The organism is Mycobacterium sp. RTGN4, assembly GCF_033804635.1.
Taxonomy (GTDB): domain Bacteria; phylum Actinomycetota; class Actinomycetes; order Mycobacteriales; family Mycobacteriaceae; genus Mycobacterium.
This window is the reverse complement of record NZ_JAPZLB010000001.1, coordinates 418,993-435,593: the sequence shown is the minus strand read 5'-3', so window position 1 is coordinate 435,593 and position 16,601 is coordinate 418,993. Positions and strand designations below refer to the sequence as shown.

The window sequence follows — 16,601 nt, the reverse complement described above, 5'->3', positions numbered from 1 at the left end:
CTCAACGACTTGGTGACGTCATCGAAGGGTCCCTTGGCGACGAAGATGTGATACCTAACGTTTGATCCGCAAGCTAACAGGACCGACGGGAACGGGTCAAGGGTCGGTGACGGCGGCGCACGTTCCGCGGCATTAGAACAAATGTTAGGTTAGATTTGTGCTCATGACTGCTGCAGCCGCCGCATGCTGACGCTCAGGTTCGACATGCGCGCCCCGGATTGGGCAGGGCCCGCCGCCGACCTGTACGGCGCCGCGGTGGAGATGTGCTCATGGGCGGAGTCCAGGGGTGCCATCCTGGCGGTCTTGTCGGAGCATCACGGCGCGACAGATGGACACTTGCCAACGCCGCTGGTGTTGGCCTCCGCCATCGCCGCACGCACCACGTCCCTCGCCATACTGCTTGCCGCCGTGCCGATTCCGCTGTGGGACCCCGTGCGGCTCGCCGAAGAAATGTGCGTGCTCGACTTGATCAGCCGCGGGCGGGTTTCGTACGCGTTCGGGGTCGGTCATCGTGTCGAGGAGTACGACCACTTCGGGGTGGACATGTCCGCTAGGGGCAGGCTGGCCGACGAGTCACTCGCAGCGCTCATAAGTCTGGTGAAGGGCGAGCCTGCCGAGTTCGGAGCGCGGCGCGTGCGGGTCACCCCGCGGAGCGCCTCGCCCAACGGGCCGCCGATGATGATCGCGGGGGGAAGCCGGGCCGCGGTGCGTCGGGCTGCGGCTCATGGGCTCGGCTTCATCTCTCAGGTCGACGAGCCGGAGCTGAAGAATTACTACGAGGCACAGTGCCACGCCAACGGAAGAACACCCGGATTCGTTCAGTTTCCCGTGGCGGGTGTTCCGACGGTGGTGTTCGTCGCGGACGACGTGGACGAAGCGTGGTCGCAGTTGGGGCCGCATCTGTTGCACGACGCCGCGATGGCCGCCTCCTATCGGCACGGCGACGACTCGGTCGCAAGCATTACTCGGGCCGACAGCGTGGCCGCACTGCGATCCGGTAATGGCCCATACCGCATCATGACCCGCAATGAGGCGGTCGAATACGTGAAGGGCGGACGGCCCTTGCCGCTGGCCCCGCTCTGTGGGGGCGTCAGCCCTGACGTGGCATGGCGGTACCTAGAGACCGCGGCGGCGGCAATCGAACAGTCTTCGACGTCGGAATGAGGAGTGCAACTGTGGCAGCGCCCGCACGGGTAGTCGTCTGGTCAACGGGCGGAGTCGGCTCGGTCGCAGTCGATGCAGTCCAGCGCCGTCCGGACCTGGAACTCGTTGGGGTGTGGGTTCATTCGCCGGAGAAGGTGGGCAAGGACGCTGGTGAACTCGCCGGGCGAGCGGCGATAGGCGTGGCAGCCACCGACGACGCTGACGCGCTCATCTCGCTCGCCCCCGACTGCGTCGTGTACGCCGCGAGTGGCCCAGAGCGCGACGGGGGAGCCGTGCCGGACTACCTCAAATTGCTCGCGGCGGGAATCAACGTCGTGTCGACGTCTTCGACCAGTCTGGTGTACCCGCCGTCGTACTTCGCCACGGAGTGGCGCGACCAACTGGACTCAGCGGCCAAGGCCGGTGGCGTTTCGTTCTACGTCTCGGGCATCTTCCCGGGTTTCGCCTCCGACCAGCTAGCGCTCTTGATGACGACGCAGTCGAAGTCGATCCGCACCATCACTGCAACCGAGGTGGCGCTCAACGACCACTACCCGGTGGCCGACGTGATGATGGACGGGATGGGCTTTGCGCGCTCACTCGACTTCGAGCCCATGCTCAAGACGCCGGGATTCATCGAAATGGCCTGGAAGGCACCGATTCACCTCATCGCCAAGGGCCTCGGCGTCGAACTCGAAGCGATCCGCGGCACGCTCGACCGCGAATTGACCCACCGCGACCTCGAGGTGGCCTTCGGCACGATTCCCGCTGGCACCTGTGGAGCGGTGCGCACCCGGGCGGCAGGGGTGGTCAACGGCCGCGAGGCAATCGTCATCGAACACATCATCAGGATGGCGCGCGACGTCGCACCGGATTGGCCGACCTCGGAATTCGACGCGACCTATCGAGTGGATATCGAGGGCGACCCCGACATCCATTGCGCGATGACGATGGGAGCGGCCGAGGGCCACGGTGCCGGTCACGCAGCGATGGCGGCGACCGCGATGCGGGTGGTCAACGCCATTCCGTATGTCATCGATGCGCCCGCCGGCTTGCTCAGTTCGCTCGACTTGCCAACGACCTTGCCGCGGTTTGCGTTCGACTGACTGGAGGGAGTGCAATGTTCACGCTGAGATTCGACATGCGAGCACCCGAGTCGGGCGCTCCGACCGCCGAGTTGTATGCGGCCGCGCCGGAGATGTGCGCGTGGGCCGAGACGCACGGTTGCCTGGCGGCCGTGCTGTGCGAGCACCACGGCTCCGACGACGGGTACCTTCCCTCGCCGCTGATGCTGGGCTCGGCCATCGCCGCCCGCACCGAGCGACTACTGCTGAGCCTTGTCGTCATCCTGCCGTTCTACGATCCCGTGCGGCTTGCCGAGGACATCGCGGTGCTTGACATCATCAGTTCGGGCCGGGCCACGTACATATTCGGAATCGGCTATCGCCCTGAGGAATTCGAACACTTCGGGCTGAAGCTGGGCGACCGTGGCGATTTGGTCGACGACAAGTTCGCACTGTTGAAGGAACTGCTGACCGGAGCACCGGTGACCTATCAGGGGCGCCGCATCAGGGTGACTCCACCGCCGCACACCGCAGGTGGGCCGGTGCTCATGTGGGGTGGGGCCAGCTTGGCCGCGGCCCGTCGCGCCGGCAGGTACGGACTGGGGCTGCTGGCGAACGGGACCGTGGCCAACATGCAGGAGACGTACGAAGCGGCCAGTCGTGCCCACGGGCACGAGCCGGGTCCCGTACTGCTGCCACCGCGCGACACTGCGACGGTGTGCTTCGTGGCCGACAACGTCGACCAGGCCTGGGACGAGCTAGGTTCCTACCTGTTGCACGACGTGCGGATGTACGCCGAGTGGAATCCGGACAACGACACCTCTGCGGGCATCTCCTACGCTAACGACGTTGCCGGGCTTCGGGAGACGTCCGCGTCGCACCGCATCCTCTCCGTCGCCGAGGCCGTCGAGACCATTCGCGGTGGCGGCATGCTCAACCTCTCGCCGCTGTGCGGCGGCCTTCCACCGGATATCGCGTGGCCCTATTTGAAGCGGGTCGGAGAAGTCGTGTTGCCGGCCGTTGCGCACACGGCGGGCAACGGACTCGACGACTCGCTGAACGACCTGCTATCGACCAAGGGAGCATGACATGACCGAGACAAGCGCCATTGATCTTTATTACGACCCATTCGACTTCGCCATCGACGACGATCCGTACCCGGTGTGGAAGCGGCTGAGGGAGGAAGCCCCGCTCTACTACAACGACAAGCACGAGTTCTACGCGCTCAGTCGCTTCGAGGACGTCTCCCGAGAGCTACCGAACTTTCGGACTTACCGCTCGGGTCGAGGCACCACCATGGACATCATCAAGAGCGGCCTGGAGGTTCCGCCCGGTGTCATTCTCTTCGAGGACCCACCGCTTCACGACCTGCACCGACGACTGTTGTCCAAGGTCTTCACGCCGCGCCGGATGGAGGCCATCGAGCCGCTGACGCGTCAGTTCTGCGAGCGCGCACTCGACCCACTCGTCGGCTCGGGCGGATTCGACTTCATCGCCGATCTTGGCTCGCAGGTGCCGATGCGGACCATCGGATACCTGCTTGGAATTCCCGAGCAGGGCCAGGAACTGATCCGCGACAATACCGGCGATGCCATATCGCTCAAGGACGACGCGACGTATGCGGTGGCCGCGGACGCATTCGAGCAGGCCTATCAGTTGTTCGCGGACTACATCGACTGGCGGGCCGACCATCCCTCTGACGACTTGATGACGCAGCTGCTCAACGCCGAAATCGAGGATGACGGTGTACTCCGACAACTGACGCGCATGGAGGTGCTCACCTACACCAGCATGATCGCGGGTGCAGGAAACGAAACCACCACTCGGCTCATCGGCTTCGCTGGCCAGTTGCTCGCAGACCATCCCGATCAGCGTCGCGAACTCGTCGCCGACAACGGGCTGATCCCGGGGGCCATCGAAGAGGTGCTTCGATTCGAGGCGCCGTCACCCGTGCAGGCGCGATACGTTGCTCACGACACCGAATGCCGCGGCGAACAGATCGCTGAGGGGTCGATCATGTTGCTGCTCAACGGTTCTGCCAATCGAGACGAGAGTCGGTTCCCCGATGGCGAGCGCTTCGACATTCACCGCAGCGGCGGACATCTCAGCTTCGGGCAGGGACTTCACTTCTGCCTGGGCTCCGCGCTCGCGCGCATGCAGGCGCGGGTCGCACTGGAAGAGGTGATGAAGCGTTGGCCGGACTGGGAAGTCGACTATTCTCGTGCGTCCAAGGCGCATACCGCGAGTGTGAGGGGTTGGGCCACGCTGCCCGTGACCACCGGCTAAAGCGTGTCTACCAATTATCTTGGTGGGCACCGCCCTGCTCGGGCGTTCTTCGGTTCAGGCCGCGGGTGCGGGGTGAACGTCGGTTCCCGCGTCGTTCGGGCTGGTTTCACCAGCGCGCGTGGGGTGCTGGTCAGTGCCGTCCCGTCGGCGGGCGTTGGTGGCCCGGCCCCGTTGCTTGGGGGTCCGGGGATCGTGGGGTGCATCGGTGTGATGGGTCTGGCCCCAGCATGCGAGGTTGACCGCGGCGTTGAGGTCGCGATCTTCGCGATGCCCACAGCTGCAGGTGAACACCCGATCGGCCAGTGACAGGCCGGCGCGGATGGTTGCGCAGTGCGAGCACCGCTTGCTGGAGGGATACCACCGGTCCGCGCGCACGACCGTGCCGTGCCGCCAGGCTTGCTTGTAGCCGACGAGTCGGGCGAACTCGGTCCAGCCGGCATCAGAGATCGCTTGGGCCAGCCGGTGGTTGGCCAGCATTCCTGCCACGTTGAGGTCTTCGAGGACGAGCCGGTCGTGGGTCTTGACCAACGCGTTCGATACCTGGTGCAGGAAATGGCGGCGCACGTTGGCCACCCGGTGATGGTGGCGCGCCAGTCTGGTGGCGGCCTCGCGGCGGTTGCGTGATCCTTTCTGTGTGCGCGACAACGACTTCGCCAGTCGCCGTTGCTTCTTCATGCCCGCGGCAAGCCCTTTGGGGGCATCGGTGATGCGGGCGACTTCGGTGCCGTCGGCGTGGGCGGCGACCAGGAACGCCGACAGCCCCCGATCCACCCCGACCCAGCCACCGCAGTCACCGTCGGGGCGCGGGAGGTGTTGACGGGCAGGGTGCAGGTCAGCGGCCTCGACCGTGAGACAGACCCACCACCGCCCGCCGCGGTGGGAGATGGTGGCGAACAGAATCTTCGCGCGTCCCGTGGCGAGCATGCGGCGCACCCGGCGGGTGTCATCGTGCACCGCGATCTGGCCGATGCCGGGCACGGTGACCGAGCGGGGACGGTCGCCATCGCCGACCCGGATCGCCGAGCGGCCGGCGCGGCAGTGTTTGTTGCGCACCCGAAACGACGCCACCGCCGTGGTCTTCTTCTTGAGCCGCGGGAACCCGACCCGCTTCCCCGGGCGGGTGCCGGCGCGCGAGTCCGACCAGGCGCTCAACGCCCGACCCAGGTCCACGGCGGCTTCCTCGAACACCTGCTGGCACACCTGTGTGCGCCACGACAGTCCGGTCACCGCCACCTCGGCGACCCCGTCGCCGTTCACCACGAAGACCCGGCCAGCGGCTTCGGTCCGCTTCCACCCGTTGAACGTGTTGATCAGATCAAACCCAGACCACGGCACCGCGACATCCGGGTTGGTCTTGCGTTGGCTGAGACCGGTTTTGACGATCCGCAAGCACTGGTTGAACGCGAACCGCGACGCCCCGGCATGACGACCCAGCACCGTTTCCTGCTCGACGGTGGGGTCCAGACAGAACCGAAACGTGGTATGCCGCGACATCGTCGAACCAGCATGACAGCACCCACCGACAAACCAACCACACAAACCGCGACGACCCCACCAGCCCAAAGCGGCTAGCTGGTGGGCTTCGCAACCCCGCGCAGCAGGGTGTCGCGAAGGTGAAGCTGGGCCGCCCTGGTTCCGATGTCCCTCAGGATGTTCTCCGGAACCCATTGAAGCCCGATCACGCAGCGCGCGAGCATCTCCGCCGGTGCGTCGTCGATCTTGATGGCGCCCGATCGAATCTCTTGAGCCAGTAGCTTCTTGGTCTGCTTGAGTCGGGTGGGGAACTCCATGCTCGGGTTCGGCGCGTCGGGGGGGATCTGGCGCATCCACGCGAGTTGGATGCGGAACTCGTCGCCGAAGCGCTCAAGCGCATTGAGGTTGATCCAGCCCAGCGCGTCGAGCTTCTCGATCGGCGATGACTTCGAGCGAAGGACTGCCTTCGCGCCCGGGTCCATCTTTTCCTCAAAGCTGCCCATGATCGACGCGAGCAGCTCGTCCTTCGACCCGATCAAGCGAAAGACGGTGCCGTGGCCGATTCCGGCGGCGGCCGCGATGTCGCGAACCGTGGTGCCCTCGTACCCCCTTCGGCCGAACTCCGTGCGCGCCACCGCGCGGATGTGAGCCGCCTTGTCGTCGGGCTCCGGGTCCTCGGCCCAACTCCCGATGGCTTCATCGGCGGCAATGAAGGCGGCGGAGCGGTCGAGTTGCACATCGGTCGGACGGTCGGCGGCCAACCCCTCCAACATGATTCGGCAGAGCAGCGTCGCGACGCGCTCCGTGTCGGCGTTGTGCCGCAGCACGTCGAGCCCCACCTGGAGCATGGTCTGGCAGATGCGGTCCGCGAGCACCCTGAGGTCAACATCGGTCGTGAGGTAGCCACTCCAGCGGGCGGCCCGCAGGGTCTGGTACATCGCGTCCAGAAGTGCTGCCGGGCGGCGGCCCGTCCATTCGATGAGCTCGGGATTGCTGCTCGGCGTTTCGTACATCGAGATCTGGATGGCGGCGCGGTGTGCGACCGCGCATTGCGCGATTGCGGTGCCGAAAGCGGTGATTCGCGCAAAACCGGGCTGCGCGGCGGGATCGTCTAGCGCGTCGAGGGCCTGTTCGGCCGCCCTGTCGAGGTCGCTGTGGTAGCGCCGGAGTAGCTCTACCAGTAGCGCTTCCTTGCTCGCGAAGTGATGGTAGAGGCTTCCGGTCTGTATTCCGGCCGCCCTTCCGATGTCGTGCATCGACGTGCGCAGGCCGGAGGTGGCGATCAGCGAGGCGGCGGTTTCCAATACTTCTGCGCGCCGCGTCCCTTCGTCGTTGACGTGGCCCGGTTCTGGAAGCGAGGCGGTGCCGCGGGCCGCCACGCCGGACCGGGTGGGCGTCACCTTGGCACGCCCCTCGACACGTTCATGGCTCGCTGACTCCCGTCGTGGTCATCACCCAACAGCCGCAGTTCAGTGGGCATTACGGCCTCGTCGACACCGAACCAAATTTTGGGTAACGCTATCAGAAATCGACCTCGACCTGCGGTGCTCGCGCCTCGGTCGCGCCGCATGAGGGGCGTCGGCCACGTGGAAACGCTGCTGCTCCGAGAACCAAGGGTGTCGGTCTGAGTAGAGCAGCAGCGTCCACTCAACTCTAAGACGGAACAAGTATTAGGTCAACTCGGCCCCGGCAGTCTCCCGCGGGGGTAGGGGCGTCGATCACCAGGTGACTGGTAGCGCGCTGATCCCGTAGATCTCCTGCTCGTTCTGGAAGCGCAGTTCCTCGAGCGGAACCGCCAAACGCAGCCCCGGCAGCCTGCGCGCCAACGTAGCCAATGCGATCTGCAACTCCGCCCTGGCAAGGTTCTGCCCGATGCACTGATGCACGCCGAAGCCGAAGCCCAAGTGACCCCTGGCATTCCGGTCGATGTCCAACGTGTCGGGATGCTCGACGAACGCGGTATCCCAATTGCCTGCAGGCAGGTTCATGAGTACGAAGTCGCCGGCACGGATCTGTTGACCGGCGATGGTCAGGTCTTCGACCGCGACGCGCTCGACGAGGCTGTGCACGATGGAGAGGTAGCGCATCAACTCCTCGACGAGGTTCGCGACCACGGCGGGATCGTCGGTTTCCCGCAACCGGGCCAGTTGCTCGGGATGCTGGAGCAGCGCAAGCGTGCCAAGCGAAATCATGCTCGCGGTGGTCTCGTGTCCGGCCTGCAACATGATCACTGCGTTCATGGCCGCGGTCTCGCGGCTGAGCGCGCCCGTGGCGACGTGATCGGTGATGAGTCTGCTGATGAGGTCGTCGCCCGGCTCGCGTTCCTTGCGCCCGACGAGCTCGAACACGTACCCGAAGATCTCCCCGATCGCGACGGCCTTCTCCTCGTTGGTTGATCTCGAGTCGAGTCCGGCGGTGCTCTGGCGCTGGAAGAATTCGTGGTCCTCGTAGGGCACGCCCAACAAGAGCGAGATCACCAATGACGGCACCGGCAAGGCGAAGTCTCGGACCAGGTCGGCCGGTGGCCCGGTGGCGATCATGCTGTCGAGGAACCCGTCGACGAGCTCCTGGATTTGCGGCCGCATGGCGTCGGCTCGCCGGAACGTGAAGTCGCGCGTCATCATGCGACGCAGCCGGTTGTGCTCGGGGTCGTCGATGCGCGGAAAGATCTGCGGCACCTTGTTGTCGGAGCTCGTCGCCTTGAGTTCGTCCGGAATGGTGTCCGCACTGAGCCGCGGGTCGACGAGGGCCGCCTTGATGTCGTCGTATCGACTGATGATCCACGTCGGGCGGCCGTGCCACGAAGCTAGTTGCAGCCCTTCGGATTCGCGCCACTCGGCGAACTCCGTGGGGGGCGCCAGCGGGCATCCCGGCGCGCGGGGGAGCGGGATGAACGGGAGGTCGTCGGTGGCGGAACTGGTCGGCATCGCGCGTACTCCTTGCGGCAGGAAGCGACAGTCACCTGTCACTTGACCGCCACCGTAGGTGCGATCCAAGTGTCAGTCAACTGTCAGTTGCTACCCTGTGGTGATGACCGGCGCTCTCGTTCGGCCCCTGCGCTCCGACGCGGCGCGCAACGCCGATCGCATCCTGCGCGCCGCTCGCGATGTCTACGCCTCAGCCGGCCCCGATGCCGCCGTCGATGCCATCGCCCGTCAAGCCGGTGTCGGCGAGCGCACGCTCTACCGCAGGTTCCCCAGCAAGGGCGAGCTCGTCAGGGCCGCGCTCGATCAGAGCATCGCAGAGAATCTGTCGCCAGCCATCGAACGCGCCCTTCGCCGCGCCAATCCACTGCAGGGCTTGACGGATCTGATCGAGGCGGCCATCTCCCTTGGCGCCCAGGAACACCACCTCCTGGCGGCAGCGCGTCGGGCAGGCGCGCTGGCCGGCATCTCTGCACCGCTCGACGATGCGCTTCAGACATTGATGAGTCGCGCGCAGGCGATGAGACTCGTCCGGGCCGATCTCGTAAGGGACGATCTGCCTCGAATCATCGCGATGCTGAACAGCGTGTTGTGGACCATGGATCCCTCGGGCGGAGGGTGGCGCCGCTATGTCGCGTTGGTCCTGGACGGGATGACCACGACCGAGGGACGTCGCCTTCGCCCCGTGCCTGCGCTGCGCTATTCCTCGCCCGAGGCCGACTGGCCACTGTGAGCCACGACTAGCGCCACTGATACCGGGGCGAACGGAATTTCGTCTTTTTCGCCGACCGAAGCTTGGGCGCGCTACGCCGAGTGTATGGTTACGGAACAAATGTTGGGTCGTCGCTGTCGATGCGGCGAAGCGGATGTTCCGAGAGTGGAGGACCAATGACGGGACGGCTCGAAGGCAGGGTCGCGTTCATCACCGGCGCAGCGCGCGGGCAGGGCCGCGCGCATGCCGTGGCGATGGCGAAGGAGGGTGCCGACATCATCGCCGTCGACATCTGTCGACAGATCGAATCCAATCCGTATCCGTTGTCCACACCCGACGATCTCGCCGAGACGGAGCGCGAGGTCAAGGAACTGGGCCGACGCGTGGTCGCCCGAATTGCCGACGTGCGCGAGCGCAACGAACTGCGGGACGCCGTCGAGGCCGGGCTCGCCGATCTCGGCAAGATCGACATCGTGGTCGCCAACGCGGGCATCCTGCCGATGGCCATGGGTAGGCCACATGATGCGATGTCCTTCGTCGATGCCAGCGACGTCGACCTCCTCGGGGTGATGAACACCGTGGCTGTGACGGTTCCTCATCTGCCGGATGGCTCGTCGGTGATCATCACCGGGTCCACCGCAGGGATGATCCGCGGTACCACCGACAACCCGAACATGGGTCCCGGAGGCAGAGGCTACGGCTGGAGCAAGCGCGTGCTCATCGAGTACGTCGAAGAGATGTCCCTGGCGCTCGCGGACCGCCTGATCCGTGTGAATTGCATTCACCCGACCAACTGCAACACCCACCTGCTGCAGAACGACGGCATGTACAGCATGTTCCGGCCCGACCTCACTCAGGAGGGCAAGCAGGCCACGCGCGAGGATGCCGAACCGTTGTTCACCATCTTCCAGGCCATGCCGATCCCGTACGTCGAGCCGGAAGACATTGCGAACCTCGGCGTCTTCCTGGCCGGCGACGAGAGCCGCTACATCACCGGACAGCAGATTCGCGTCGATGGCGGTTCGTTGCTCAAGTGGCCGAACGGCCCTGGCGGATAAAGACTTTCACACTGACACCGATGGCGTGATCACTTCCCGGCGCGGATGGCCACGCCGCGCAACACGGTGTCGCGGGCGTGGATCAGCGACTCCCTGGTGCCCAATTCGCGAAGAATGTTCTCAGGGATCCACTGCACGCCAATGACGCAGCGCGCCAGGATGTCCGTCGTCGGCGTATCGATCCTGATCTCTCCGGACTTGATGCCATCGGACAACAGCGCTTTCATCTGGCGCACCCGGGTGCTGTACGACCAGCCTGGTTCGTCGATGTCGGGCGGCGTTTGCCGCAGCCATGCGAGTTGAATGCGGAATTCATCCGGGAAGCGGTGCAGCGCACTGATGTTCAGCCAGCTCAGGGCATCCAACTTCTCGACCAGGGTGCTGTCTGATCGCAGGATGTCAGTCCATGCGCCACCCACCTTGTGCCCGAAGGACAGCATGATCGACATCAGCAGTTCGTCTTTGGAACCGATGACGCGGTACACGGTGCCAGTCCCGAGTCCCGCTGCCGAGGCGATGTCGCGGATGGTGGTCATCTCGTAGCCACGGCGCCCGAACTCGCTGCGCGCGATCGCGCGCACGTGAGCTGCCTTCGCGTCGCCGTCGTCGTCCCCGTCGCCCCACGTGTCGATGACGGCGTTCGCGGCGGCCATCGCCTTGGATTTGTCCAGGGTGGCGTCGGTCGGTTGCCGTGCGGCGAGCCCGTCGAGGTGTATTCGGCAGAGCACGCTCGCGACCTGATCGGTGGAGGCCTTGTGCCGAATGACGTCGAGTCCGACGTGGAGCATGCTCTGGCACATCCGATCGGCCAGCAAGGGCAGGTCGATGTCCGAGCGGATGTACCCGCTCCAGCGGCCGGCGCGCAGCAGTTGCAGCATCGCGGCCTGGATGGCGGCCGGTCGGCGGCTGGTCAGCTCCATCAGTTCCGGATCGGTGCTCGGACCCTCGAAGAATGACATCTGCAGGGCTGCGCGGTGCTCGACCGCACAACGCGCAACCGCGCAGCCGAATTCGACGATCTGCTCCGATACCGGACGTGGGTCGGGTTCGTCGAGTCGAGCCAACGCCTCGTCGCCGACGCGATCGAGGGCCGCGTGATAGCGCCGGATCAGCTCGACGAGGATGGCTTCCTTGGACTCGAAGTGGTGGTAAAGGCTGCCCGCGAGGATTCCTGCCGCGTCGGCGATCTGCTGAAGTGAGGTACGCAGGCCCGACGCGGCAATGACGGAGTTGGCGGTCTGGAGGATTTCGGTGCGACGGGTCGCCTCGATGAGCGGCTCGTCGCCCCCAGCGAATGCCCGGGCGGCTTTGGGTCGGCTCACGTGCCCATCACTCCCGTCGTCCATCGGCCACATATGACGTGCGATCGCACGAGAATGTGAACTGTCTGAATGACAGAGTCTAGCGACCCGGAACGCAAATAGGGTGCGCCGCACCAAACGGCTATTCCGGGCGATGGCGAATAGGTGGGCAGCGCTGCCGCTTTCTGATTCCAGCGCGCGGGCGAATGCCCAATTCTCCCAAATATTTGTTCAGTGACTCGACACGACCAGCGGGCGCAGGTAGGACGGGTCGGATCGGTCCTTGGTCGGGGTCTGCACCGGGGCCAGCATGCCGATCACGTCCTCGGTGATCGACGACGTCGACTCGGTGATCCATTCGACGACGCAGACCCTGGCCACGATCGCCCACCGGCCGTCGCGCCGTTCGAGCCGGTCGACGTAGCGGCCGCCCGAATTGGTGATGTGGTTGGCGGGTTCACGGTCCGTGCCGACGAACAGGTAGTACGTCTCGGCGTGTGCGGTGTCGCCGGTGATCTCGGCGGTGTGGTTCAGCAGATAGTGCTGGTATCTGGTCTGCGTGCCGTGATAGGCGAACGCCCAGTCGATGAAGTCGTCGACCTCGCCGACGAAGCCGACGTGGTCATCGACCGCACCGTCGTGATACGCCGACCGGAGTACGTCGCGATCACGGCGGTCCATCCCGCGGGCATAGCGCATCATGCACTCGTGGATCTCGGCCCGGTCGGTGAGTTCCCGCACCGTGGCGGCGAGCTCGAAGTCACTCATCGGTATTCCCATCCGTTGATCCCGACGACCTCGTCGATCGGTCGCCTTGGCGCGGGCCGGAATTCGTGACCGGTACGAAGTCGGCCGATGGGCAGTAGGCAGCCCTGCACGAAATCGTCCGGGATGCCGAGCAGCTCCCCGACCGCACGCTCCTGATGTAGGTGCAACGTCGTGATGCACGTACCGTAGCCCCGGGTGTGCAGCGCCAGTTGGAAGTTCCACACCGCTGGGAAGATCGACCCGTAAAGCGTTGCCAAGTAAAACGACTCGTCGCCGTCCTGACGAGGATACGTGGGCTGGTAACAGGGGATCACGTATACGGGCACCTCGGCCAGATGCTCCACCAGCCACTCCGTCGACGACATCAATCGTGATTCGGGGGAGCCACTGGGCAGGAAGCCGGCAATCGGTTGGCCGCCGACCTTCTCGAGATACGTGGTGCGGTAGAGCGCCGCAATCCGTTCCCGAAGCGCCGTATCGGTCACGATCACCCAGCGCCACGACTGCTGGTTGGAGCCGTTGGCCGCCTGCAATCCGATGCCGAGGCACTCGCGGATCACGTCGAGGTCCACCGGCGCCTTCAGATCCAGTGTCTTGCGGGCGGATCGCGTTGCGGTGAGCAATCGTTCGGTGTCCATGTCCGACTCCTACGGCGCTGGTTACTTCGCCGGCTCGGGGAAGGCGACCTCGGCGTTGTCCGGCATGGCGCTGATGCCAAGGCGCTCACACACTTCGAGCACCTCGTCGACGATGGTGTCCGGCACCAGGTAGGGGTCGGTCGCCGATATCTCGTCGAGGTGCGCGAGGAGGTCATCCGCGGTCGGGTCGCCTGCGGCATCGGCCACCCAACCCTTGCCGAGGCCCATGAAGACTCGCGCGTAGCGTCCCGCGCACGCCGAGTAGTTCCGGTGGGTGAACTCGCACGCCCTACTGGCCAGGAATACCACCAGCGGCACCACGAGTTCGGCCCGGATGGCGCGCATGAAGCCGGACTCTGCGAGGAACTTCTCGTCACCAACGGTCTCGGTCACCATGCGCGAAAACCCGGTGGGCAGAACGGTGTTCGACGATATGCCGTGCGCCGCGCCTTCGATGGCGATCACGTTGGACAGCCCGACGAGCCCGGTCTTGGCGGCGGCGTAATGGGCCTCCATCGGCTGACCGAAATTGCCCGCCGACGATGAGATGAACACGAAGCGGCCGTATTTCTGTTCGGCCATCACCTTGTAGGCGGGCTGGCTGAGGTAGAAGCCGCCGTCCAGATGCACTCGGAGCATCTGCCGCCAGTCGTCGGGCGAGAGCTGGTCGAACGGGATGCTGTTGAAGATGCCTGCATTGCTGATCACGGTGTCGACGCGGCCGAATGCCTCGACAGCGGTGTCGACGATGGCCTGGCCACCTTCGGGGCTGTCGACGGAATCGTAGGAGGCCACCGCGGATCCGCCGGTCGCGCGGATTTCGGCCACCACGTCGTCGGCGACGCTGGTGTCGGAACCGGCACCGTGCATCGTCCCGCCCAGGTCGTTGACCACCACGGATGCTCCGCGGCTCGCCAATTCGAGTGCGTACAGTCGACCGAGCCCGCGCCCTGCACCCGTGACGATTGCGGTCTGGCCAGTGAAGTCGATCATGAGATTCCCATCATTTCGCGTCCAATCCGTTCCTGATAACTGCCGGCGCTGCCGAGGAAGCTGCTGAAGCTCAGCAGCCGCTTGAGGTAGAGGTGAGCGTCGTGCTCCCACGTGAAGCCGATCCCGCCGAAGACCTGGATCGCCTGATCGCCGACGGTGGACAGCCGTCCCGAGAACGCCTTGACCCGTAGCGCGGCGAGATGCCGTTCGCGGTCGTCGGCATTGTCGGCGGCCCACAGTGCGTACATCACGCCGCTGGCGGCGAGTTCGACCGTCTCGTACATGTCGACGCACAGGTGAGCGACGGCCTGGAAGCTCCCGATGGGCGCTCCGAACTGGTTGCGCACCTTGGCGTACTCGACGGTCATCTGAAGCAGTCGGCGGGCTGCGCCTACTGCATCGGCGGCAGCCGCGATGATGACGTCGTCGACGAGGGCTTGGACAGCACCGAGCTCCGCGGTGGCCAGCACCCGCGCGGGCGCATCGTCCAATTCGACGCGAAAGAGCTTGCGCGTCTGGTCGATTCCCGGCTCGAGCGTCACGCGAGCCGCGGACACCGGTGTCGCCACCAACGTCACGCGCCCGCCGTCGTCGGCCAGTACGAACAGGGTGTCGGCGGCCGCGGCGTCGGGTACGCGATCGAAGCCCCCGCTGACGGATGGCTCGCCGCGGCGTGATTGGAGCGCGGCGCGGGCCGTCCCTGGGGACAGCGGCGCGACCGTCGCCACGAGCGATCCGTCGGCGAGTCCGGAGTAGAGCTCGGGGACGTCGACCGCCTCGAAGCGGGTCAGCGCGCGCGCTGCGGCCACCGCGCTGGACGGGAACGGTCCGGGATTGAGCGCGGCGCCGAGTTCCTCGCACACCACGCCGACCTCGGCCATGGTCATTCCCGCGCCGTCGTGCTCGACGGGAATCAGCAAGCCGGTGGCGCCGAGTTGTGCGAGCCCGGACCACACCGTTGTCGTCGTCCCCGTCGGATCGTCCAGCATCGGACGCACGTGGTCTGCGATGGGCGCCTTCTCCGCGAGAAGCCTGCGGACAGTGTCGCGCAGCTGTTGCTGCTCGTCGCTGGGTTCGAGGTTCATCGGCGGGGCAACCCGAGAATGCGCTGCGCGGTGATGTTCTTGTTGATCTGGGTGGTGCCGCCCGCGATGGTCAATGCCCGCGCCGTCAACCGGAAGTCGGCCCACCGCCCCGCGGCGTCGCCAAGCGTGTCGTATGCGAGCGCGGCGAGGTCCTGCCCAACCTCGCCCCACACCGACTTGGCCAGGCTGGCCGTCGCGAAGCCGTCGCCGCCGTGAAGTCCGGCGGATATCGAGCGCTGGCACAGCACCTCGAGGTTCTTGATCCGCACGTCGAGTTCACCGATCCGGCGCAGCACCGTCGGATCGTCCAGTGCGGGCCTGCCGTCCAGCGTGGCGACTGCCAGGTCGGCGACGAGGTCGGAAAGTCGCACCTGCATCTCCGAGTACAGCCTTGCGGCAGCCGCTCTTTCGTGACTCAGTGTGGTGGTGGCGACCTGCCAGCCTTGATTCAGCGGACCCAACAGCGCATCCGCGGGCACCCGTACGTCGTGAAAGAACACCTGGGCGAAGTCGGCGTCGCCATTGAGCGCGACCAGCGGTCTGGCCTCGATGCCGGGTAGTGACATGTCCACGATGAAGCACGAAATGCCCTTGTGCTTGAGCGCTTCCGGGTCTGTCCGGACGTACAGCTGGCACCAATCGGCGCGGTGGCCGAGCGAAGTCCAGATCTTCTGACCATTGATCACGAAGTGATCGCCGTCTCGGACGGCCCTGGTGCGCAGGGATGCCAGGTCCGAGCCGGAGTCGGGCTCCGACATGCCCTGGCACCAGATGTCGTCTGCCCGCACCATGCGGTTGAGCAGTGTGTCCTTCTGGTGATCGGTGCCGTACTGCATGATCGCCGGGGCGATGTTGTTGATCCCGATCGTGTTCAGCGGGATGGGAACCCGAGCCCGCGTGGTCTCCTCGGCGTAGACCAGTTGCTCAAGGGGCGTGGCGCCGCGTCCGCCGTACTCACTGGGCCACGACACGGCGGCCCAACCCGCGTCGGACATCGTGGCGTTCCACGCGCGAAGTAGCACGAACGCGGCGTCGTCGGAGCCGCGGCGCGCACTCGCGTCGATCACGTCGTCGGTGAGATGCGCGGACAGCCAAGACCGAAGCTCCTTGCGGAACTGCTGCGCTTCCTGCGGGTACGAGAAGTCCACTGTGCTCC

The 16,601-nt window shown here is 65.6% G+C and carries 15 protein-coding genes; 6 read left to right on the top strand and 9 right to left on the bottom strand.

Going from position 1 to position 16,601, the window contains the following annotated elements; all coding sequences use genetic code 11:
* Window positions 1-183 precede the first annotated feature (183 nt).
* Genes SLQ30_RS02085 through SLQ30_RS02070 form a run of 4 tightly spaced genes read left to right on the top strand, consistent with a single transcriptional unit; the run spans window position 184 to window position 4,493 of the window.
* Window positions 184-1,164, top strand: a complete 981-nt coding sequence (locus SLQ30_RS02085) for an LLM class flavin-dependent oxidoreductase (RefSeq protein ID WP_319445175.1) — start codon at window positions 184-186, stop codon at window positions 1,162-1,164.
* Between the two features lie 11 nt (window positions 1,165-1,175).
* Window positions 1,176-2,249, top strand: coding sequence for a dihydrodipicolinate reductase (locus SLQ30_RS02080; protein ID WP_413467896.1), 1,074 nt, complete (start codon window positions 1,176-1,178; stop codon window positions 2,247-2,249).
* A 14-nt stretch (window positions 2,250-2,263) separates the two neighbouring features.
* The gene (locus SLQ30_RS02075; protein WP_319445173.1) at window positions 2,264-3,295 is read left to right on the top strand and encodes an LLM class flavin-dependent oxidoreductase; all 1,032 of its coding nucleotides are present in this window, start codon (window positions 2,264-2,266) and stop codon (window positions 3,293-3,295) included.
* 1 nt (window position 3,296) lies between these two features.
* Window positions 3,297-4,493, top strand: a complete 1,197-nt coding sequence (locus tag SLQ30_RS02070; RefSeq protein ID WP_319445172.1) for a cytochrome P450 — start codon at window positions 3,297-3,299, stop codon at window positions 4,491-4,493.
* Window positions 4,494-4,547: 54 nt separating this feature from the next.
* Here SLQ30_RS02070 and SLQ30_RS02065 read toward each other — a convergent pair whose 3' ends face one another.
* From SLQ30_RS02065 to SLQ30_RS02055, 3 genes are all read right to left on the bottom strand, one after another.
* Entirely contained in the window at window positions 4,548-5,987 is a 1,440-nt protein-coding gene (locus tag SLQ30_RS02065) for a transposase (RefSeq protein WP_319445171.1), read from the bottom strand.
* Between the two features lie 74 nt (window positions 5,988-6,061).
* Window positions 6,062-7,366: a TetR/AcrR family transcriptional regulator gene (locus SLQ30_RS02060; protein ID WP_413467895.1), complete on the bottom strand. Its 1,305-nt coding sequence runs from the start codon at window positions 7,364-7,366 to the stop codon at window positions 6,062-6,064.
* Window positions 7,367-7,684: 318 nt separating this feature from the next.
* Entirely contained in the window at window positions 7,685-8,893 is a 1,209-nt protein-coding gene (locus tag SLQ30_RS02055; RefSeq protein WP_319445170.1) for a cytochrome P450, read from the bottom strand.
* Between the two features lie 103 nt (window positions 8,894-8,996).
* Here SLQ30_RS02055 and SLQ30_RS02050 point away from each other — a divergent pair, with 103 nt between their 5' ends.
* Both SLQ30_RS02050 and SLQ30_RS02045 read left to right on the top strand, forming a co-directional pair.
* On the top strand, window positions 8,997-9,623 hold the full coding sequence (locus tag SLQ30_RS02050) for a helix-turn-helix domain-containing protein (RefSeq protein ID WP_319445169.1): 627 nt from the start codon (window positions 8,997-8,999) through the stop codon (window positions 9,621-9,623).
* Window positions 9,624-9,778: 155 nt separating this feature from the next.
* Complete coding sequence (locus SLQ30_RS02045; RefSeq protein ID WP_319445168.1) at window positions 9,779-10,660, top strand: mycofactocin-coupled SDR family oxidoreductase; 882 nt, start codon at window positions 9,779-9,781, stop codon at window positions 10,658-10,660.
* A 29-nt stretch (window positions 10,661-10,689) separates the two neighbouring features.
* On the opposite strand, the gene SLQ30_RS02040 is transcribed toward SLQ30_RS02045, so the two are convergent.
* The 6 genes from SLQ30_RS02040 to SLQ30_RS02015 all read right to left on the bottom strand — a co-directional run bounded on the left by SLQ30_RS02040 (window position 10,690) and on the right by SLQ30_RS02015 (window position 16,593).
* Window positions 10,690-11,982 carry a TetR/AcrR family transcriptional regulator gene (locus SLQ30_RS02040; protein WP_319445167.1) on the bottom strand — a complete coding sequence of 431 codons (1,293 nt, stop codon included), beginning with the start codon at window positions 11,980-11,982 and terminating at the stop codon, window positions 10,690-10,692.
* A gap of 210 nt (window positions 11,983-12,192) precedes the next feature.
* A complete protein-coding gene (locus SLQ30_RS02035; RefSeq protein ID WP_319445166.1) occupies window positions 12,193-12,729 on the bottom strand; it encodes a nuclear transport factor 2 family protein in 537 nt (178 codons plus the stop codon).
* Window positions 12,726-13,367 carry a nitroreductase family protein gene (locus tag SLQ30_RS02030; RefSeq protein WP_319445165.1) on the bottom strand — a complete coding sequence of 214 codons (642 nt, stop codon included), beginning with the start codon at window positions 13,365-13,367 and terminating at the stop codon, window positions 12,726-12,728. Before SLQ30_RS02030 ends, SLQ30_RS02035 begins: the two co-directional genes overlap by 4 nt.
* A 21-nt stretch (window positions 13,368-13,388) precedes the next feature.
* Entirely contained in the window at window positions 13,389-14,360 is a 972-nt protein-coding gene (locus SLQ30_RS02025; RefSeq protein ID WP_319445164.1) for an SDR family NAD(P)-dependent oxidoreductase, read from the bottom strand.
* Entirely contained in the window at window positions 14,357-15,445 is a 1,089-nt protein-coding gene (locus SLQ30_RS02020; RefSeq protein WP_319445163.1) for an acyl-CoA dehydrogenase family protein, read from the bottom strand. The genes SLQ30_RS02025 and SLQ30_RS02020 overlap by 4 nt, the downstream gene beginning before the upstream one ends.
* On the bottom strand, window positions 15,442-16,593 hold the full coding sequence (locus SLQ30_RS02015) for an acyl-CoA dehydrogenase family protein (protein ID WP_319445162.1): 1,152 nt from the start codon (window positions 16,591-16,593) through the stop codon (window positions 15,442-15,444). The genes SLQ30_RS02020 and SLQ30_RS02015 overlap by 4 nt, the downstream gene beginning before the upstream one ends.
* Window positions 16,594-16,601 lie beyond the last annotated feature (8 nt).